The 19,385-nt window shown below is 72.2% G+C and carries 15 protein-coding genes; 9 read left to right on the top strand and 6 right to left on the bottom strand.

Translation table 11 applies throughout. The annotated features are described in order from the left end of the window. Positions 1 to 7: 7 nt before the first annotated feature. Positions 8 to 787, bottom strand: a complete 780-nt coding sequence (locus C8E87_RS22420; protein WP_133874916.1) for an SAM hydrolase/SAM-dependent halogenase family protein — start codon at positions 785 to 787, stop codon at positions 8 to 10. Between the two features lie 84 nt (positions 788 to 871). On the opposite strand from C8E87_RS22420, the gene C8E87_RS22425 reads away from it, so the two are divergent. Continuing rightward, a complete protein-coding gene (locus C8E87_RS22425; RefSeq protein WP_133874917.1) occupies positions 872 to 1,798 on the top strand; it encodes an LLM class F420-dependent oxidoreductase in 927 nt (308 codons plus the stop codon). Between the two features lie 96 nt (positions 1,799 to 1,894). Here C8E87_RS22425 and C8E87_RS22430 read toward each other — a convergent pair whose 3' ends face one another. After that, positions 1,895 to 6,436 carry an ATP-dependent helicase gene (locus C8E87_RS22430; protein WP_133874918.1) on the bottom strand — a complete coding sequence of 1,514 codons (4,542 nt, stop codon included), beginning with the start codon at positions 6,434 to 6,436 and terminating at the stop codon, positions 1,895 to 1,897. 125 nt (positions 6,437 to 6,561) lie between these two features. Here C8E87_RS22430 and C8E87_RS22435 point away from each other — a divergent pair, with 125 nt between their 5' ends. Then, positions 6,562 to 7,410 carry a DUF4397 domain-containing protein gene (locus C8E87_RS22435; RefSeq protein ID WP_133874919.1) on the top strand — a complete coding sequence of 283 codons (849 nt, stop codon included), beginning with the start codon at positions 6,562 to 6,564 and terminating at the stop codon, positions 7,408 to 7,410. A gap of 445 nt (positions 7,411 to 7,855) precedes the next feature. Here C8E87_RS22435 and C8E87_RS22440 read toward each other — a convergent pair whose 3' ends face one another. Next, on the bottom strand, positions 7,856 to 8,035 hold the full coding sequence (locus tag C8E87_RS22440) for a hypothetical protein (protein WP_133874920.1): 180 nt from the start codon (positions 8,033 to 8,035) through the stop codon (positions 7,856 to 7,858). 19 nt (positions 8,036 to 8,054) lie between these two features. Here C8E87_RS22440 and C8E87_RS22445 point away from each other — a divergent pair, with 19 nt between their 5' ends. The 5 genes from C8E87_RS22445 (at position 8,055) to C8E87_RS22465 (ending at position 14,063) form a co-directional block, all read left to right on the top strand. Then, a complete protein-coding gene (locus tag C8E87_RS22445) occupies positions 8,055 to 8,804 on the top strand; it encodes a class F sortase (RefSeq protein ID WP_133874921.1) in 750 nt (249 codons plus the stop codon). A gap of 64 nt (positions 8,805 to 8,868) precedes the next feature. Next, positions 8,869 to 10,524: a serine/threonine-protein kinase gene (locus C8E87_RS22450; protein WP_133874922.1), complete on the top strand. Its 1,656-nt coding sequence runs from the start codon at positions 8,869 to 8,871 to the stop codon at positions 10,522 to 10,524. Positions 10,525 to 10,622: 98 nt separating this feature from the next. Continuing rightward, positions 10,623 to 11,915: a hemolysin family protein gene (locus tag C8E87_RS22455; protein WP_133874923.1), complete on the top strand. Its 1,293-nt coding sequence runs from the start codon at positions 10,623 to 10,625 to the stop codon at positions 11,913 to 11,915. After that, the gene (locus C8E87_RS22460; RefSeq protein ID WP_133874924.1) at positions 11,912 to 12,952 is read left to right on the top strand and encodes a hemolysin family protein; all 1,041 of its coding nucleotides are present in this window, start codon (positions 11,912 to 11,914) and stop codon (positions 12,950 to 12,952) included. Before C8E87_RS22455 ends, C8E87_RS22460 begins: the two co-directional genes overlap by 4 nt. Positions 12,953 to 13,034: 82 nt before the next feature. Continuing rightward, entirely contained in the window at positions 13,035 to 14,063 is a 1,029-nt protein-coding gene (locus C8E87_RS22465; RefSeq protein WP_133874925.1) for a sporulation protein, read from the top strand. Between the two features lie 494 nt (positions 14,064 to 14,557). Here the strand turns inward: C8E87_RS22465 and leuE are convergent, their stop codons facing one another. Both leuE and C8E87_RS22475 read right to left on the bottom strand, forming a co-directional pair. Further along, entirely contained in the window at positions 14,558 to 15,211 is a 654-nt protein-coding gene (leuE, locus tag C8E87_RS22470; protein WP_133874926.1) for a leucine efflux protein LeuE, read from the bottom strand. An 8-nt stretch (positions 15,212 to 15,219) separates the two neighbouring features. Next, the gene (locus C8E87_RS22475; protein ID WP_133874927.1) at positions 15,220 to 16,482 is read right to left on the bottom strand and encodes a bifunctional pyridoxamine 5'-phosphate oxidase family protein/GNAT family N-acetyltransferase; all 1,263 of its coding nucleotides are present in this window, start codon (positions 16,480 to 16,482) and stop codon (positions 15,220 to 15,222) included. A 59-nt stretch (positions 16,483 to 16,541) separates the two neighbouring features. On the opposite strand from C8E87_RS22475, the gene C8E87_RS22480 reads away from it, so the two are divergent. Both C8E87_RS22480 and C8E87_RS22485 read left to right on the top strand, forming a co-directional pair. Next, positions 16,542 to 17,888: an aminotransferase class I/II-fold pyridoxal phosphate-dependent enzyme gene (locus C8E87_RS22480; protein WP_133874928.1), complete on the top strand. Its 1,347-nt coding sequence runs from the start codon at positions 16,542 to 16,544 to the stop codon at positions 17,886 to 17,888. A 47-nt stretch (positions 17,889 to 17,935) separates the two neighbouring features. Beyond that, the gene (locus C8E87_RS22485) at positions 17,936 to 18,598 is read left to right on the top strand and encodes a UdgX family uracil-DNA binding protein (RefSeq protein ID WP_133874929.1); all 663 of its coding nucleotides are present in this window, start codon (positions 17,936 to 17,938) and stop codon (positions 18,596 to 18,598) included. On the opposite strand, the gene C8E87_RS22490 is transcribed toward C8E87_RS22485, so the two are convergent. Next, positions 18,570 to 19,334 carry a TetR/AcrR family transcriptional regulator gene (locus C8E87_RS22490; RefSeq protein ID WP_133874930.1) on the bottom strand — a complete coding sequence of 255 codons (765 nt, stop codon included), beginning with the start codon at positions 19,332 to 19,334 and terminating at the stop codon, positions 18,570 to 18,572. The two genes, C8E87_RS22485 and C8E87_RS22490, sit on opposite strands and share 29 nt — an antisense overlap. Between the last annotated feature and the right edge of the window lie 51 nt (positions 19,335 to 19,385).

Below are 19,385 nucleotides of genomic sequence, written 5' to 3' on the forward strand. Positions count from 1 at the left end.
CGCCCGATCAACTCCTGGTTGCCACCTTCACCACGTCACCCGGGCGGACGGAGAGGACCACGACGGCGCGGCCGTTGTTCACGGCGATCGCCACGTGGCCGGCCGAGTCCTCGAAGACCAGCAGATCGCCCTGGACGACGTCGGCGAACGTGCGGCCCAGGTGAGCACTGACCGTGCCGTTGACCACGAGTTCGTTGCCCAGGCCGCGCAGCATCTCGCCGGTGGCCGCCAGCTGCACGTTGCCGAACCGGTCGACGGTCAGCACCTCGGCCTCCAGCCAGCCGTCGCCGACAGTGACGGCCGGGTCGGGAAGGCGTACGAGGGAATCCTTGTCGATCTCGGGGCCGGCCTCGGAGGGCTTGCCGCCGAGCGCGAGCCGGGCCGCCGCCGGGGCGAAGACGTCGCGCCCGTGGAACGTGCTGGAGACGGCCCCGTTGGCGCTGATCTCGTGCGCCGCCTCGACGCCGCCCAGCGCCTCGGCGGCCCAGATCAGCAGGCCGTTGTCGGGGCCCACGAGCAGGCCGTTGGCCGTGGTGACGACGATGCCTCGCCGGGAGGTGCCCACACCCGGGTCGACCACGGCGACGTGCACGCTCGGCGGCAGATGCGGCGCCGTCTGCGCCAGCACCGCCGCGCCGCGGGCCACGTCGGCGGGGGGCACGTGATGGGTGACGTCGATGACGCGCACGTCCGGCGCGATGCGGGCGATCGACCCGTGGCACGCCGCCACGAAGCCGTCGAACGTTCCGTAATCGGTCGTGAGGCTGATCCATGCATACCCGGCCATGGTGACAAACGTTACTGCCTTGCTACGGATCGTGTGTGACAGGTTCCATGGGGCGCGCCGGGCGTGATCTGGCAGGGTTGGGGCATGCGTCTCGTGATCTTCACCGAGCCCCAGCAGGGGGCAAGCCACGACGACCTGCGCAAGGTCGCGCAGACCGCCGAGGCCAGCGGATACGACGGGTTCTTCCGGTCCGACCACTACCTCACGATGGGCGGCGACGGGCTGCCCGGGCCCAGCGACGCGTGGCTGACGCTGGCGGCGCTGGCCGTTCAGACCTCCCGCATCCGGCTCGGCACCCTCGTCACGTCGGCCACGTTCCGGCTGCCCGGCCCGCTGGCCATCGCGGTCGCCCAGGCCGACCAGATCAGCGGCGGCCGCATCGAGTTCGGGCTCGGCGGCGGGTGGTTCGAGAGCGAGCACACCGCGTACGGGATCCCGTTCCCCCCGGTCGGCGAGCGTTTCGACCGCCTCGAGGAGCAGCTCGAGATCATCACCGGGCTGTGGTCGACGCCGCTCGGCCGCACCTTCGACTTCCAGGGCAAGCACTACCAGATCACCAACTCGCCGGGGCTGCCCAAGCCGGTCCAGGCCCCGCGCCCACCGGTGATCATCGGCGGCCACGGCAAGAAGCGGACACCGGCGCTGGCCGCCCGCTTCGCCGACGAGTTCAACGTCCCGTTCTCCAAGATCGCCGACGTCGCGCCGACGTTCGAGCGGGTGCGGGTGGCGTCGGCGGCCATCGGCCGTACGTCGTTGCCGGCGTTCTCGGCAGCGGCGGTGCTCTGCGTGGGCCGCACCGACGCCGAGGTCCGCCGCCGGGCCGCGGCGATCGGCCGCGAGGTCGACGAGATGCGCGAGAACGGCGGTGTGGTCGGCACGCCCGACGAGGCCGTCGAAATCATCAAGGCGTACGCGGCGGCGGGCGCTTCGCGCCTGTTCCTGCAGGCGCTGGACCTGGGCGACCTCGACCACATCGAGCTGGTCGCCTCCGCGGTGGCGCCCCAGCTCTGACCGTTTCTCCCGTCCCGGCCGTCGCAGCCTCCCGGCCGTCCTAGCCTCCCGGCCGGGACGGGGAATTCGCCCCTCGCCACTGGTGTGTTGGGCAGGTTATCCGCGCAGACGCAACCCCCGGGGGGTGGCTCGGAAACCGGCCGCGGTCAAGGCGTCCCGCAGCGGGGACGAGTGGACCGACTCGCCGTCGGCGCGTTCGACCGACATGGGGCCCAGCGCACCCGAGCGGACCGACGCTGCCAAGGCCTGGCCCGCGGCGATCAGGGCCTCCGGGTCGTCCACGAAGGACAGCAGGGTGCGGCCACCCCGCTCGACGTAAAGGATCAGGTCGCCCGAGACCAGGATGACCAGGGCGCCCGCCTTACGACCGGCCCGATGCCCGGCCTTGGCGACCGGTTCGCCGTCGCCGCTGTCGATGATGGGTTCGGGCCACGGCAGCGCGGCGCCGTAGGGGTTGGCCGGGTCGGTCGCGGCCAGCACCACCGCCGTGGCCCCCGTACGTTTGGCCAGCTCGGCCGGCTCGGCGAGGGCCCGCAGACGGTCGACCGCGCCGGGCACGGCGAACTGGGCCGCCCCCAAGCCCTCGACGAAGTAGCCCCGCCGGGCCGCGCCCCTCTCTTCGAGGGCACCCAGCACCGGGTAGACCTCGGCGAACCCGCCGACCGGGCCCTCGGACATGACCGCGCCGCGGGTGACCACGCCGTGGCGTTCGAGCAGCAGGTCGGCCAGGGCGGCCGCGCGGCGGGTCGGGTCGAGATCGCGGTCGGGCAGGCGGGACCAGCGACCGGCCATGTTCGGCGGACCGCCTCGGGCCGGCATCACCGGACGGCCGGGACGGCGATACCGCGTACGGGCGGGGGTTGCCTTTGATTTGTGGGCGCCGCTGCCGCCGAGCAGGGCCCGCAGCGGCGCGAGTGTGTCGTTGGTGAGGTGGCCGGCCCAGACCAGATCCCAGACGACGGCGGCCAGCGCGGTGTCGTCGGTGGCGCCGACGCGGTCGGAGAGCGAGCGGAAGAACAGCGCCTGCCCGTCATCGAGGGCGTCGAGCACGGCCTGGTGCAGGGGTGTGGCGGCGAACTCGTCGTCGGGCGGGGGCAGCAGCAGGGGAGCGGAATCGGCGTAGGCCAGCGTGATCCACCCGTCGTTGTTGCCGATCGGCCCCGAACCGGCCCAGAGCACGTCGCCGCCGCCGCTCATCTCGTCGAGCATCGGCGGCGCGTAGTCGGCCACGCGTGCCGGCAGCACCAGCCTTTCCCAGGCCGAGGCGGGCACCGCGATGCCCTGCAGCTGCTCGATCGAGGCGGCCAGCGCGTCGATCCCGCGCGAGTTGCCGCCGATCTGGTGCCAACGGGGCAGGAACGCGGCCAGCACGCGGGGCGGCACCGGCTCGATCTCGCGGCGCAGGGCGGCCAGCGAGCGGCGGCGCAGCATCCGCAGCACCTCGGCGTCGCACCACTCGCTGCCCGCGCCCTCGGGGGAGAACTCGCCCTGCGTGACCCGGCCGGTTGCCGAGAGCCGTTTCAGAGCTTGCTCGACCACGAAGACCCCGAGTCCGAACCGGGCCGCGCAGGTAGCCGCCGCGAACGGCCCGTGGGTGCGCGCGTAACGCGCCACCAGATCGCCGAGCGGGTCGGCGACCGGCGACAGATAGGCCTCGGGCAGGCCGACCGGCAGCGCCACGCCGAGCGCGTCACGATAGCGGCCGGCGTCGTCGATGCCGATCCAGCGTTCCTCGCCGGCCACCCGGATGCGGATCGCCCGCCGGGTGGCCTCCAACGTGGACATCCACGATTCCTCGACGCCACGGACGGCCAGCTCGGTCGGGGACAGGTCGCCCAGCAGGCGCAGCAGCTCGGCTGCGTCCTCCGCGTCGCGCGGCTGTCGTTGCGTGGTGAGCCACTGCAGCTGAGCCTCGGTCTCGCCGACCACCTCGGGATCGAGCAGCTCGCGCAGGTCGACCCGGCCCAGCAACTCGCCCAGCAGGGTCGAGTCGAGGGCCAGGGCGGCCGCACGCCGTTCGGCGAGAGGAGCGTCACCCTCGTACAGGAATGCGCCGACGTAACCGAAGAGCAGGGAACGGGCGAACGGCGAGGGTCGCGGGGTCTCGACCTCGACCAGGCGCACCTTGCGGCCGGCGATCTCGCGCATCAGTCCGGTCAGGCCGGGCAGGTCGAACACGTCCTGCAGGCACTCGCGGGCGGCCTCGAGCGTGACCGGGAAGTCGGCGAACTCACGGGCCACGTCGAGCAACTGGGCCGACCGTTGCCGCTGCTGCCAGAGCGGCTGGCGGCGGCGCGGGTCGCGGCGGGGCAGCAGCAGAGATCGGGCCGCGCACTCGCGGAACCGGGAGGCGAACAGCGCCGACGTGCCGACCGACTCCTCGACCAGCTGGGTGATCTCTTCGGGGTCGAACGCGACCAGGTCGGCGCCGGGCGGTTCCTCGGCGGTGTCGGGCAGGCGCACCACGATGCCGTCGTCGGAGGGCATGACCTGGCCGTCCACGCCGTAACGCTCGGAGAGCCGCCGCGCGACGGCCAGCGCCCAGGGAGCGTTGACCCGGGCCCCGAGCACACAGTGGACGGTCATCCGCCAGTCGCCGATCTCGTCGCGGAAGCGCTCGACCACCACCGTACGGTCGTCGGGCAGGTTTCGCGTCGCCTCGCGTTGCTCGCGCAGATAGGCCACCAGGTTGGCCGCGGCCCACTCGTCGAGCCCGGAATCGCGCAGCGTCGCGGTCGCCTTGTCGTCGTCGGCGCGGGTCAGCGTGCGTAGCTGGGCCCCGATCGCGCGGCCCAGCTCGATCGGCCGGCCGGGGGAGTCACCTTTCCAGAACGGCATGCGGGCCGGGGCCCCGGGCGCGGGGGAGACCAGCACCCGGTCGGGCGTGATGTCCTCGATCCGCCACGACGTCGAGCCCAGCAGGAACACATCACCCACGCGGGACTCGTAAACCATCTCCTCGTCGAGCTCGCCGACCCGGGACGCGCGCTCGGAACCGGCCAGGAACACGCCGAACATGCCTCGGTCGGGAATCGTGCCGCCGCTCGTGACGGCGAGACGCTGGGCGCCGGGGCGACCGGTCAGCTCGTCGGTGCCACGATCCCACACCAGGCGGGGGCGCAGCTCGGCGAAGGCCGTCGACGGATAGCGGCCGGACAGCATGTCGAGCACGGCGTGCAGTGCCGACTCGGGCAGCTCGGCGAACGGGGCGGCTCGCCGGACCAGAGCCGCCAGATCGTCGACCTGCCACGCGTCGAGCGACACCATCGCGACGATCTGCTGGGCCAGCACGTCAAGCGGGTTGCGGGGATAGCGCAGTTCCTCGATGGCGCCGGCGCTCATCCGGTCGGCCACCACCGCACAGGAGACCAGGTCACCCCGGTGCTTGGGGAAGACCACGCCCCGCGAGACCGCGCCGACCTGGTGACCGGCCCGGCCGATGCGCTGCAGCCCGGCCGCGACCGACGGCGGCGCCTCGATCTGCACCACGAGGTCGACCGCGCCCATGTCGATGCCCAGCTCGAGGCTGGAGGTGGCGACCACGGCGGGCAGGACGCCGGATTTCAGCGCTTCCTCGATCTGTTTGCGTTCCTCGCGCGAGACGCTGCCGTGGTGGGCGCGGGCGACGACCGGGGGCGCGCCGCCGGACTGGCCGGCCTGGGCCATGACCTGGGCCGGTGGCTTGGCCGGCTCGATCAGCTCGACACCGGCCCGCTCGGCGGCCAGCTCGTTGATGCGGGCGCACAGCCGCTCGGCCCCGCGGCGGGAGTTGGTGAAGACAATCGTCGACCGGTGGCCCTCGATGAGGTCGAGCACGCGTTCCTCGACGGCGGGCCAGATCGACGGCGAGTGACGCCCGGCGCCGGGGTCGTCGGGGTCGACGTCGGGCACCTCGTCGAGCCGGGTCATGTCTTCGACCGGGACCTCGACGGAGACCTCGATCGTCTTGGCGCTGGGCGGCTGCACGATCTCGACGTCGTGCGCGCCGCCGAGGAACCGGGCCGTCTCGTCGATCGGGCGGACGGTGGCGGACAGGCCGATGCGCTGGGCCGGGCGGCCGAGCAAAGCGTCGAGCCGCTCGAGGGAGAGCGCCAGGTGCGCGCCCCGCTTGGTGGCGGCGACCGCGTGCACCTCGTCGATGATCACCGTCTCGACCCCGCGCAGCGAGTCGCGTGCGGCCGACGTGAGCAGCAGGAACAGCGACTCGGGGGTGGTGATCAGGATGTCGGGCGGGGTGCGGGCGAAAAGTCGCCTCTCGTCGGCCGGAGTGTCCCCCGTACGCATGGACACCGTGATGTCGGGCGGGGTGAGCCCCAGACGCCCGGCCGCCTGGCGGATGCCCGTGAGCGGCGCCCGGAGGTTGCGCTCGACGTCGACCGCCAGCGCCTTGAGCGGGCTGACGTAAAGCACCCGGCAGCGGCGCTTCGGATCGTGCGGCACGGGCTCGCGGGCCAGCCGGTCGAGCGACCACAGGAACGCGGCCAGCGTCTTGCCGGAGCCGGTCGGCGCGACGACCAGGGCGTTGCGCCCCGCGCCGACCGCCCGCCAGGCGCCCGCCTGCGCCGCCGTGGGAGCGGCGAACGCGGCCGTGAACCACTCGCGCGTGGCCGGACCGAACTGCTCCAGGACTTCCCGCATGACCCCATGCTCCCTCGGGGGTATGACAAAACCGGGTGTCCGGGCAGCGGGATTTCCTGACCTCACGCACCATGGTGCGAGCGAGTGGCGATCGATATACATGGGCGCCACTGAAAGGAGGCCCCATGTTCCTCCCGGTCCGCACCCTGCGGCGCCTCGCGGCCGCCGTCGCCGTGCTGGCGACCGTGCTGCTCGGCGCGCCCCCGGCCCACGCCGCCGCGGGCAGTGGATACGTGCGCCTGGCCCACCTGTCGCCCGACACCCCGGCGGTCGACGTCTATCTCAGGTCAGGCTCCGGCGCTGTCGAGCCCCAGACGTTCCGTGCGGTGGCTTATGGCGACATGTCCCGCTATCTTCGCCTGCCCGCCGGGGCCTATCAGGTGGCCATGCGCAAGGCCGGCGCCCCGGCGAGCGAGCAGCCCGTGATCACCACCGAGGTCGGCGTCGCGGACAAGGGCGCCTACACGGTCGCGGGTGTGGGCCGCTTCGCCGACCTGGGCCTGCGGGTCCTGCGCGACGACCTGCGCCTGCCCGACCCCGGCAAGTCGAAGGTGCGGATCATCCAGGCCTCGGTCAGGGCCCCGGTGCTCGACGTGGCGGGCGGGAACGGCGCCAAGATCGCGAACGGCGTCCAGTTCGCCACCACGACGGCCTACCGCGAGGTCAACCCGGGGAAGTGGAGTGTCCGGGTGACTCCCACCGGTGGCGGCCGGCCGAGCGAACTGCCCTGCACACTGGGCGCGGGCAGCGTCTATTCGCTGGTCGTGCTCGACGACGACGCGGGCGGCCTCAAACCGGAGCTGCACGTCGACGCCGAACGCCAGGGCGCCGTCCCGCTGGGCAGCGTCGCCACCGGTGCCGGCGGCACAGCACCCCGCGCTCCGCTCCCGGGCGCACTCACAGCCGCCGCGGCCGCCGCCCTGATCACCGGCGCGCTGGTGGTCGTTCTCCGACGCCGATCCCGTACGGCCTGAGGCGGCCCCCGGTGCACGGCGACGACCCCGACACCCCGCCGATCGTCCAGTCCCCCGGCCTCCCCGAAGCGCCCGGTTCCGCCGCTGTGCCCGGCCCCGCCGCCACGTCTGACGGCCGCGCCGTTATGCCCGGCCCCGCCGCCACGTCTGACGGCCCCGCCGTTATGCCTGGCCCTGCCGCCACGTCTGACGGCCCCGCCGCACCGGACAGTCCCGAAGCGGCGGCATATCGCGAGCCGAGCCCGATACCGATCGTCCCGCCCCTCGGGGAGGGTGAGATCAGCTGGATCGCCCGCGGCAGGGCCAAGGTCGTGAAACCCGGCACCATCCGTGCCCGTGCTCTGGTGCCCGGCGCACTCTCGATCCCGCGCCCTCGACCACGTCGCGACATACGTCTCGGCCAGGCTGCCTCGCCTTTCCCCCGCCGCGTCTTTCCGAGCACCCGTCACGAGGACAGCACCCCTGACACGCCGCTCGAGAACCGGTCACAGCCCCCGTCGGACCAGCCCGCGTCCGACCGGCCCGCATCCGACTGGCCCGCGTCCGACCGGCCCGCGTCGGACCGGCCCGCGGTGGAGCAGTCCGAGCAGGCCACCACCGTCGCGCCGCCCATCCGAGCGGCCACCCCGGATCACCCCGTCCTCATGAGCACTCCTCACCCCGTACGGGAAAACGCCCTTGACCCTGCCGACTCGATCCTGGCGCCCGCCGCACCGCCCGAACAGCTACCGAAGGACCGCCCCGGCCCAGTACCAAAGAGGGGGCTCGCGCTGCCGATCCTGGCCGCCGCAACAGCCGCCCTGGTCGCGGCGGGCGGGTATCTGGCCCTCACCGATCGAGCGCCGGCCGGCAACCCCGGGAGCCCGGCCGGAAGGGCCAGTGAAGCGGCCCCCACCACCACTGCCGAACTCGACCGTCCCGCCGGTGACCCGTTCGGGATCGTCGCCGCCGCCCCCACCGGGGCGCCCACCCGCCTCCGCGTAGGCGCCGTCAAGATCGACACGCCACTGGAGACGCTCAAGCTCGGCAAGGACGGCGAACTGCAGCCGCCGAAGACGTTCGCCCAGGCCGGCTGGTACGCCGACGGCACCGCCCCCGGCGACACCGGCCCCGCCGTCATTGCCGGCCACGTCGACTCCAAGTCCGGTCCCGCCGTCTTCTACCGGCTGCGCGACCTCACCCCCGGCGACCGCGTCGACGTGCTGCGCGGCGGCCGGACGATTTCTTTCACCGTCACGGCCATCCGCTGGTATCCCAAGTCCGAATTCCCCACCGAGGAGGTGTACGGCCCGACCCCGGATCGTCAGCTGCGCCTCATCACGTGCGGCGGCGTCTTCGACCGGACGCTGCGCTCGTACCGCGACAACCTCGTGGTCTACGCGGTGGCCGGGTGATCGTCGTTCCGCTCTCCGGCAGGCCGTGCTTATGGTGGGAATCGAGTCGACGGGTGGGGGCGGGATGGCGGTCGGACGCATGCTCGTCGCCGGTCGGTATCGTCTCGGCGAACCGGTCGGCTCGGGTGGCATGGGCCGGGTGTGGCGCGCCCGTGACGAGATGCTCGACCGTGACGTCGCGGTCAAGGAGTTCGTCCCGCCCGACTGGATGAGCGACGAGGAACGCGCGCGGCTGCGTGACCGCACCCTGCGTGAGGCCCGTAGCGCCGGGCGGCTCAACCATCCGCACGTGGTGCGCATCTACGACGTCGTGCACGCCGACGGTCTGCCCTGGATAGTCATGGAGTACGTGCCGTCGCGCTCGTTGCACCAGGTCATCCACTCCGACGGCCCGTTCTCGCCGGCCACCGCCGCGCGGATCGGCCTGGCCCTGCTCGACGCGTTGCGGGCGGCGCACGCGGCCGGGGTGCTGCACCGCGACGTGAAGCCGCACAACGTGCTCATCGGGCACGACGGCCGGGTTGTGCTGACCGATTTCGGCCTCGCCACCTTTGTGGACGACGGCGCTGTCACCGGCCCCGGCCTGGTGGTCGGTTCCCCCCAGTACGTGTCGCCCGAGCGCGCCCGCGACGGCACGTCCTCGCCCGAGTCGGACCTGTGGTCGCTGGGCGCCACGCTCTACGCCGCCGTCGAGGGCCGCTCACCGTACGCCCGCGAGAACGCCATGGCCACCCTGATGGCGCTGGCGACGGAGGACCCGGATCCGCCGTCGCGGGCCGGCATGCTGGGCCCGGTGCTGACCGGTCTGCTGCGCCGCCGGCCCGGTGACCGGCTCACCGCCGACGAGGTCGAGCGCCGGCTCCGCATGATCGTGGCGTCGACCCCGGCGGTGCCCCGGGTGCCCTCGCCGCGACGGGTGCGCGCGTTCGTCGGGTCCGAGGTCGATCAGCCGGCCGAGGGGCGCGTCAGGGGCGGGGAAGGAGATGCCGTCGGCCGCGCGCCGACCCTCGGCCGTGCTCCGGTCGCGCTCGCGAGCGTCGAGAAGCGGCACCTGCCCCTGGTCGCCGCCGGTCTCGCGCTGGTCGCCCTGCTCGGAGTGGGCGGCATCCTGGCCGGTTACCTCGTCCGGAAAGAGCCGGTCGCACCCGTCTCCGCGCCGAGCGCCAGGCCGATGGCGGCGAGCTTCTCGGCCCTGACCTGCGATCGCCCGGCCCCGGCGAACCTGCCGAAGCTCCCGCTCAGGAACGCGTCACGCGGGGTCAGCGGCTGGTCGCTGTTTCCCGGCTGGTCGTATTTCACCAACGGCTCCGGTTTTCACATGCCCGTGCCGGACGGGTGGACGTGGCAGCGGATCGGCACCACGTACTGCTTCCGCGACCCGGTCGGCGACACCGTGCTCAGCCTCGACACCGGGCGCAACCCGGCCGCCGACCCGGTGAAGGCGTGCCGTGCCGAGGCCACCCGGCTGGTCCAGGCGGGCGCCCTGCCCGGTTACGAGGAACTCGCGCTCGAACGGACACCGTTGCTCAACAAGACCGCGGACTGGGAATACCGGTACAACCGGGACGGTGTGCGGATGCACGCCCAGACCCGCTGGTTCGTCAAGGCGGAACGGGGTTTCGCGATCAGCTGGGCCACCCGTGACTTCGACTGGACGGGTGACCTGGCAAAGATCAACATGGTCTTGACCACGTTCTACGCGCAGCCGAAGGTCGGCTGATTCTCAGCAACCCTTCAGTTCGGGTTGTTAGGGTTGTCGGTCATGAGCGGCAGTAGACAGCCGGGCTCGGCCCGGCGTCCCTTCAGATCTTCCCGGCCGTGCTGATCGTCACCGGTCTTCTTCTGGTGCTCGTGGTGACTGTCGTCACCGGCTATTTCGTCGCGCAAGAGTTCGGCTATGTCGCCGCCGACCGCGGCAAGCTCCGCAGCGAAGCCGAACAGGGTGACCAGGCCGCCGTCCGGGCTCTCAAGGTCACCGAGCGACTCTCCTTCGTTCTCTCCGGGGCGCAGCTCGGCATCACCGTGACCGCGCTGCTGGTGGGTTACGTGGCCGAGCCGTTCATCGGTGAGGGCCTGTCGAAGCTGCTCGACGGCGCCGGCGTGCCCACCGCGGTCAGCATGCCCGTCTCGGTCGCCGTGGCGCTGCTGCTCGCCACCATCGTGCAGATGGTCCTCGGCGAGCTGGCCCCCAAGAACCTCGCGATCGCCCGCGCCGAGACCGTCGCCAAGGTGCTCAGCCGTTCCACGCTGATGTATTTGACCGTGTTCGGCCCGATCATCCGCCTCTTCGACCGTACGGCTGCCGGCCTGCTCCGGCGCATCGGCATCGAACCGATCGAGGAGCTGCCCGAGGGCGCCACCGAGGAGGATCTCGAGCAGATCATCCGCGAGTCGCGGGCCAACGGCGGTCTCGACGCCGACCTTTCCTCCCTGCTCGACCGGGGTCTCGACTTCCGGGGTCGCACCGCGGCCGAGGCGATGATCCCGCGCGTTGACGTCCACACCGTTCCCGCCACGGCGACAGCGGCCGATGTCGTGGCCCTTCTCGACACCCACAGATCCCGTTTCCCCGTACGGGGTCAGGTGGTCGACGAAATCGTCGGCGTGGTCAGCATCGCGGACATCCTGGCAATCGCCCCCGCCGAGCGTGCGGACACGCCCGTCTCGTCCGTGATGTCGGCTCCCGTCCTGGTGCCGTCGTCGCTGCGCCTGCCCACCGTGCTCGAACGGCTCCGCTCGGCCCACCGGCAGCTGGCCTGCGTGGTCGACGAGTTCGGCGGTTTCGCCGGCATCGTCACGCTCGAGGACATCGCCGAGGAGCTGGTCGGCCAGATCCGCGACGAGGACGACGAGGCCGAGCCCGCCCCGGAGCGTCAGCCCGACGGCTCCTGGCTCGTACCCGCCCGCTGGCGGATCGACGAGATCACCGACGCCACCGGAGTCCACCTGCCCGCCGGCGACGACTACGAGACGGTCTCCGGCCTGGTCCTGGCCCGGCTCGGGCGGGTGGCCAAGGCAGGCGACTCGGTCACCCTCGACGACGGTTCCCTTTCCGTACGGGTGGAGAGCGTCGACCGGCACGTCCCGCAAACGGTTCGGATCTCACGATGAACGCCCTCTGGGTCACGTTGCTGCTGATCGGCAACGCCTTCTTCGTCGCCGCCGAGTTCGCCCTGGTGGCCAGCAAACGGCACCGCCTCGAACAATCCGCCGCCGCGGGCAGCCGGGCGGCCAAGGCGGCGCTCGACGGCACCCGCGAGCTGTCGGTCATGCTGGCCGGCGCCCAGCTCGGCATCACGCTGTGCTCGCTGGGCCTGGGCGCCCTGGCCGAGCCGTCGCTGGAGCACCTGTTCGGGCCCGCCCTGCACGCGCTGGGCCTGCCCGACGTCGCCAGTCACGTCATCGCGTTCCTGCTCGCCCTGATCATCGTCACGTTCCTGCACCTGGTGATCGGCGAGATGATGCCGAAGTCGTGGGCGATCACCCACCCCGAGCGTTCGGCGATCCTGCTGGCGCTGCCGTTCCGGTGGTACGCGCGGCTTGTCGGCCCGGCCCTGCGCGTGCTGAACGCGCTGGCCAACCTGGCGCTGAAGCCGTTCGGCGTGCACCCGCAGGACCAGTTGGCCCAGGCGCACGGCCCGGCCGAGATGCGCATCCTGCTCGACCGTTCCCGGGCCGAGGGCCTGATCGGGGCCGAGCAGAGCGAGCTGCTCACCAGTGTTCTGGCCCTGGCTTCCCTTCCCGTACGCGACGTCATGCTGCCCACCGCGCAACTGGTGTCGGTGCCGGAGTCGGCCTCGGTCGCCGACGTCGAGCTGGCCTCGCTGACCAGCGGCCGGGCCCGGATCGCCGTCACCGGCGCCGACGAGCTGGTGATCGGGGTCGTGCACGTCCGTGAGGCCGTACGGGCCAGCGCGACGGGCCGGGCCGCCACCGCCGGTGAGCTGATGGAGCCGGCGTTCCTGCTCGACGCAGGGGTCAACGTGGTCGAGGCGGTCGAGGCCCTGCGCGCCGGCCGCACCCAGCTCGCGATCGTCACCGACGAGTCGGGCCAGGTCGGGTTCGTCGCCCTGGAAGACCTGCTCGAACAGGTCATCGGCCGGTTCGACGACGAGACCGACGCGCTGCCGGCCACGGCGGGCGCCTGAGTCGTGACCGCGTCTCAGTTGTTGATCGCGCCTGAGTTATCGATCAAGCCACCCCAGCGTTGATTCAAGGAGGAATGACCCGGTGGTCTTCAAGAAAATGATGCGCGCCTTCGGCGTGGGCGGCCCGACCGTCGACACCGTGCTGGCCAATCCGAACACGCGGCCCGGCCTGGCTCTCGAGGGCCAGGTGCGCATCGCCGGCGGTGACCACGACGTCACCATCGAAGGCATCGTGCTGGGCCTGGTGACGCGGGTCGAGTCCGAGCACGGCGACAACCTCATCGAGTTCCACCGGCTGCCGGTCTCCGGCCCGTTCCAGCTGGCCAAGGGCGAGCAGCGGGAGTTGCCGTTCTCGTTCCCGGTGCCGTGGGAGACGCCCGTCACCGACGTGTACGGCCAGCGTCTGCACGGCATGACGATGGGTCTGCGCACCGAGCTCGCGGTGGCCAAGGCCGTCGACAAGGGCGACCTCGACCACGTGGCGGTGCACCCGCTGCCGTCGCAGGAGCGGATTCTCGACGCGTTCGCCCGGCTCGGCTTCCGCTTCAAGAACGCCGACCTGGAACACGGCGCGATCTACGGCGTACGCATGACGCTGCCTTTCTACCAGGAGATCGAGTTCTACCCGCCGCCGCAGTACGCGGGCGCCATCAACGAGGTCGAGGTCACCTTCATCGCCGACCCCGAGGGCGTCGAGGTGGTGCTCGAGTTCGACAAGCGGGGCGGTTTCCTGCAGCCCGGCCACGACGCGTACGGCCGTTTCCGCGTCTCCCACGCCGAAGCCGACACCACCGACTGGACGGCGGTCGTCGAGCAGTGGGTCTCCGAGGCCGCGGGCCGCTACCAGGGCCTCCGCTCCGCCGGCGGTTTCGGCGCCCCCGGCCATGGCGCTCCCGGCTACGGCGCTCCCGGCTACGCCCACGGCGGTGGTTATGGCCACGGCGGCGGTTACGGCCACCACGGCCACTACGCCGGCCACGGTCACGGCCGAGGCGGCATGGGCATGGGCGGCGTGGCCGCAGGCGTAGCCGGCGGCGTCCTCGGCGGCATGATCCTCGGCGAGGCCATGGAAGAGGTCTTCGAAGACGACGGCGGCGGCGAAGACGAGTAACCCCCTCCGGCTGTGCGCTTCCACTGGGGCGAACCGCACAGCCACCACCCGCGGGCGGCCCTGCTCCGGCCGGGCCGCCCGCACCCAGGACGCAACTCTCGCCGGGCCCGGCACGACCGCTCCTCACGCGCCTGCCCACGCCCATCCGCGCCGCAGGCCCCGGCGTTCCCTGCGCACGCCGTATGCCTGGTGCCGTGCCCTACCCGTGCCGCACCTCCAAGGCCACGCCGCGTGTCTCCAGGCTGCCCATTCCTAGGCAGCGCCGCCCGCGCTGCCCTTGACTTTGGTGCCGCCGGTAAGTTCCGCCCCGCCGGTAGCTGCGCGACACCCGCGCCTCCCGCGGGCTGGCTTCCCACGACTCCGCTACGTCCGCGCCGCCTGTCCTTCCCGCGCAGTCCGTGCTTCCCCGCCACGTCCGCGACGCCGCGCTGCGCCTGCCGCGTCAACCGTCCGCGCCTCGTGAGCGAGCGGGGTGGGTGGGCGGCTGGTGTGGGTCAGCCGACGCCGGCGGTGGCCAGTTTGATGCTGAAGCCCACGAACAGCGCGCCCACGCCGGCGGCGGCGCCCGCGGCCAAGCGGCGACGGCGCTGGAACTGGCCGGCCAGGAACCTGCCGCCGAAGATCAGGGTGGACAGGTAGAGCGCGCTGAACAACTGGACCACCGCGCCCAGCACCAGGAACGACAGGGCCGGGTGGGCGTAACCCGGCTCGACGAACTGGATGAAGAAGGACACGAAGAACAGGATCGCTTTCGGGTTGAGCAGGCTTATCACGGCGGCCCGGCGGAACGGGCTGCGGGCGTCGGACGGCTCCTCGACCGCCGCAGCGGCCGGCGACTCGTCGCGGCTGCGCCACTTGCGCCACCCGCCGCGCACGATGCCGAAGCCGACCCACAGCAAGTAGGCCGCGCCGGCGTACTTGATGACCAGGAACAACGGTGGATACGTGCGCAGCAGCGAGGCGGCACCGGCCGCCGACAGGACCATCAGCACCGTGTCCCCGACGAAGACCCCGGCCGCGGCCCGATAACCCGCTCGCACGCCGAGCCGGGCGCCGACCGAGAGCACGAAGATCGAGTTCGGCCCGGGCAGCAGGATGATCGCCAGCGTGCCGACGACGTAGGTCCAGAAGTCGGTGATCCCCAGCATGGCGCCTCCTACACGGCCGCCAGGGCGGTGGACCCGCCCGCGGCCAGCAATTCTCGTAGCCGGCGCCCGGCCGCGGGCCAGTCGTCGGCAGTCATGCCGAAGACTACGGTGTCGCGCCAGGACCCGTCCGCCCGCTGCTTGTGCCGCCGCAGCACGCCCTCGCGCACCGCTCCGAGGCGCGCGATCGCCTGCTGGGAGCGCTCGTTGCGGATGTCCGTGTGCCAGAACACCCGCTCCGCCCCGAGCGTGTTGAAGGCGTGCTCGAGCAGCAGCAGCTTGGACTCCGTGTTGACGCCCGTGCGCCACCACGGCTTGCCGACGGCGGTGTGCCCGATCGCCAGCGCCCGCCGCTCGGGATCGATGTCGTGACAGCTCGTCATGCCGATCACCCGGCCAGTGGCCGGATCGACCTGGGCCCAGCAGATCTGACTGCCCGTCCAACGGCCGCGCAGCAGCCGGGCGAGATGGTCACGCATCGCCTCGAGGGTCTGCGGCCGGTGGATGGACAGATGCCGCCACACCTCGTCGTCGCCGAGCGCCTCGACCAGCCCGGCGGCATGGCCGAGCGTGAGCGGCTCGAGGCGTACGTGCCGGCCGGCGAGGGCCACCGGCGTGACCCAGGGCAACTGGGCGCCGGGCAGATAGCCCGGGACGTCGGCCTGAACGCCGGCGTCGGCCTCGGGCGGCCCGAACACCCGGCGGACGGGAAGGACACCGGCCCAGTGCGGCAGCGCCAGATCGTCGGGGTCGTCGACCACCCCGCCGCGCCGCGCCCGGGCCGAGACCTCGACCAGGGGGAGCGCGAGCACGCTGGTCTGCGCAGCCTCCTTGGTGTCGGCGGGGCGGCTGTCGGTGGAGCGGCCGGCGCCGACCTTGTCGACCAGGGCCGCCATCGCCGCCAGCTTTTCCTCGGGATCGGTGACCAGCCGGGCCGCGCCGTGCACGATCACCGAGCGGTAGTTGGCGCTGTGGTGCAGGTGGGAGCGGGCATAGACCAGCCCGTCGAGCAGGGTGACGCTGACCGCGACCGGAACCTCGCCGTCGCGTGCCGAAAGGCCCATTCGGCCGCCGGACGACCCGTGCAGATAGAGCGTCTCGCCGACGCGGACGTGCAGGGTCGGCAGGACCCGCGGCTCACCGCCGGCGACGAAGCCCACCGTGCAGTCGTACGCCTCGTCGAGGATCTCGTGGGCGAGGGCGCGGTCGTAAGACATGCGGTCGCGATAGCGGGTGGCGGTCGTACGGCTTGTCCGGATGTAGGTGTCGGACATCGGGCCTCCCTGGTCGAGGCGACTTGCGCTCTGCTCTGTACTAGTACAGAATTCCTGGTGTGTCAGCACAGTATCAGGTCGAGGGTGACAGCGCCGCCTCGATTTCCGCGAGCATCGAGGCGGGGGTCCGCAAGGGCGTCTGGGAGTTCGGCACGATGTTGCCGCCCGTCCGCGTTCTCGCCGGTGACCTGCATGTCAGCCCGGCCACGGTGTCGAAGGCCTATCAGGAGCTGCGCAACCGCGGCGTGGTCGAGACCGACGGCCGCCGCGGCACCCGCATCCGGTCGCGCCCGCCCATCGCCGGCCCGCGTTCCGCGCTGCGCCTGGCCGTTCCGCCGGACGTGCGCGACCTCTCTTCCGGCGAGCCCGACATCCGCCTTCTGCCCCCACTCGGCCGGGCGCTGCGAACGGTCGCCGAGACCAACGGCCCGCCCCTGGGTTATGCCTCGGCCGCCGCGATGCCCGAGCTGATCGAGGCGGCCCGTCCGCGCCTGGTCGACGAGGGCATCCCGGCCGGCGATGCCGAGATCACCGTCACGTCGGGCACCCTCGACGCCGTCGAACGTCTGCTCACGGCCCACCTGCGGCCGGGCGACGCCGTCGCCGTGGAGGATCCGGGCTGGGCCGCCCTGCTCGACCTGCTGGCCGCGCTGGGCCTGCGCCCGCTGCCGGTTGCCGTCGATCTCGAGGGCCCCGACCCGGCAGCGATGTCCGCCGCCCTGGAATCCGGCGCACGCGCCGCGGTTATCACCGTGCGGGCGCAGAATCCGATCGGCGCCGCCGTCAGCCAGGCCCGGGCCGAGTCGTTGCGCGCCCTGTTCGCGAGCCGTCCCGGCGTCCTGGTGATCGAGGATGATCACGCCGCCGAGCTGGCCGAGCAGCCGCCGCACTGCATCGGCCCGGTCACCGGCGCGTGGGCCGTCACCCGCTCGGCGTCCAAACCCTTCGGCCCCGACCTGCGCATCGCCGTGCTCGCGGGCGACGAGGCTACGATCGCGCGGGTTGTCGGGCGCATGCGCATCGGCTCCGGCTGGGTTTCGACGGTGCTGCAGCGCCTGCTCCTTCGTCTCTGGGAGGACGACGAGACCACGGCGACGGTGTCCAACGCGGCCCAGGCGTACGGTCGTCGCCGTCGCGCCCTGCTCGACGCGCTGTGGTCGAGGGAAGTCGACGCCTTCGGCCCCACCGGCATCAACGTGTGGGTCCCCGTGGCCGATGAGACCCGTACGGTGGGGATGCTCCGCGACTCCGGTTACGCCGTCGCCCCGGGTTCGCTGTTCCGGGTGTCGTCGCCCCCGGGCGTACGAATATCCATCGGCCCCCTGCGGGAGTCGGAGATCCCCGCGGTGGCCGACGCGGTGGCCGCCGCCGTCCGCCCGCCGTCCCGTTTCGCGCCGACTCGTTAGGGGTGCCCGGATGCTTCTTCACCACCGATTCGGGTAGAACCTTCTTCATGCCTAGGACCGAAGCGCCGGTCGGCGCGCAGCAGTGGGTGCCGCCCGAGCCGCGGAGCATCGAAGAGCTCAAGTCGGCCGCCGCCGGCTGTGAGGGCTGCGAGCTGTACGCCGATGCCACCCAGACGGTTTTCGGCCGGGGTGCGGCCGACGCGCGTGTCGTGCTGGTCGGCGAGCAGCCGGGCGACGTCGAGGATCAGAAGGGTCTGCCGTTCGTCGGCCCGGCCGGACGGCTGCTGCGCGAGGCGGTCGACGACTCCGGCCTCGACGCGAGCGACGTCTACATCACCAACGCGGTCAAGCACTTCCGCTTCGAGCGGCGGGGTAGCCGACGCATCCACCAAAATCCGGGTCCGGCGCACATCACGGCCTGCCGTCCGTGGCTGGTGTCCGAGTTCGCCCTGCTCAAGCCCGAGCTCATCGTCATCCTCGGCGCCACGGCCGGTCGTGCCCTGCTGGGCCCCTCGTTCCGGGTCACCCAGCAGCGCGGCCGTCTGATGCCGTGGCCCGCCTCGGCGCAGCACCCCGAGGACTTCCCGGTCGCCGAGATCCAGGCGCTCGCCACGATCCACCCGTCAGCGGTGTTGCGTGCCGACGACCGCGAGACCGCGTACGCGGGCCTGGTTGACGATCTTAAGATTGCGGCTTCGGCCGTGAGCTGAGCAGCTGTTCGAGGCCGTCGAGGATGCGGTCCAGGCCGAACCGGAAGGACCGTTCCGAATCCCGTACGGCGTTGTACTCCTCGCCCGCCGCGACGCCGACCCGGGCCGAGATCGGGTAGGCGTCCGGGGGCATCAGGCGCTCCAGCACGGGCGCGTTGACCGCCCACCACTCGGCGTCCGAGATGCCGGACTGCTCGGCCGCGCGTAAGGCGTTGACGTCGGCGCGGGCCGAAGCGGCGGTGAAGTCGCCGATCACGGTGATGACGTGGTCCATCTCGAGGTCGGTGAACCCTGCCCCCTCGATCGCCGTGAGCTGCCATTCCCACCGGTCGGAGCCGTTCGGGCCGATCCAGGGGCGGCTCTGTTCGACCTGCAGCAGCCACGGGTGCCGGTGGAACTCGTCCCACATCTGCCGCGCCACCACGACGAGCCGCTCGCGCCAGACACCCTCGTGCGGCGGCAGGTCCGGCTCGCCCATGACCTCGTCCACCATCAGCCCGATGAGTTCGTCGCGGCTCGGAACGTACGTGTAGATCGACATCAGTTTGAGGCCGAGCCGGTCGGCCACCTTGCGCATCGAGAACGCCGGCAGTCCCTCCTCGTCGGCCACCGCTATGCCGGCCCGGATCACCTCGTCGACGCTGAACCGCTGCTTCGGCCCGCGTGAGCCCTGCGGGGTCCCGAGCGCCCGCCGCCACAGCAACGTCAGGGTGCGGTCGACGTCCTGATTTTCCATGTGACGAGATTACCCCGTGGGGTGTACGGTGTTCAGCGCACCCAAATACCG

The organism is Paractinoplanes brasiliensis, from assembly GCF_004362215.1.
Lineage (GTDB): Bacteria > Actinomycetota > Actinomycetes > Mycobacteriales > Micromonosporaceae > Actinoplanes > Actinoplanes brasiliensis.

Coding starts and splice junctions, on each gene's coding strand:
- C8E87_RS22420 (WP_133874916.1), bottom strand. CDS start 787: ATGGCCGGGTATGCATGGATCAGCCTCACGACCGATTACGGAACGTTC.
- C8E87_RS22425 (WP_133874917.1), top strand. CDS start 872: ATGCGTCTCGTGATCTTCACCGAGCCCCAGCAGGGGGCAAGCCACGAC.
- C8E87_RS22430 (WP_133874918.1), bottom strand. CDS start 6,436: ATGCGGGAAGTCCTGGAGCAGTTCGGTCCGGCCACGCGCGAGTGGTTC.
- C8E87_RS22435 (WP_133874919.1), top strand. CDS start 6,562: ATGTTCCTCCCGGTCCGCACCCTGCGGCGCCTCGCGGCCGCCGTCGCC.
- C8E87_RS22445 (WP_133874921.1), top strand. CDS start 8,055: ATGAGCACTCCTCACCCCGTACGGGAAAACGCCCTTGACCCTGCCGAC.
- C8E87_RS22450 (WP_133874922.1), top strand. CDS start 8,869: ATGGCGGTCGGACGCATGCTCGTCGCCGGTCGGTATCGTCTCGGCGAA.
- C8E87_RS22460 (WP_133874924.1), top strand. CDS start 11,912: ATGAACGCCCTCTGGGTCACGTTGCTGCTGATCGGCAACGCCTTCTTC.
- leuE (WP_133874926.1), bottom strand. CDS start 15,211: ATGCTGGGGATCACCGACTTCTGGACCTACGTCGTCGGCACGCTGGCG.
- C8E87_RS22475 (WP_133874927.1), bottom strand. CDS start 16,482: ATGTCCGACACCTACATCCGGACAAGCCGTACGACCGCCACCCGCTAT.
- C8E87_RS22485 (WP_133874929.1), top strand. CDS start 17,936: ATGCCTAGGACCGAAGCGCCGGTCGGCGCGCAGCAGTGGGTGCCGCCC.
- C8E87_RS22490 (WP_133874930.1), bottom strand. CDS start 19,334: ATGGAAAATCAGGACGTCGACCGCACCCTGACGTTGCTGTGGCGGCGG.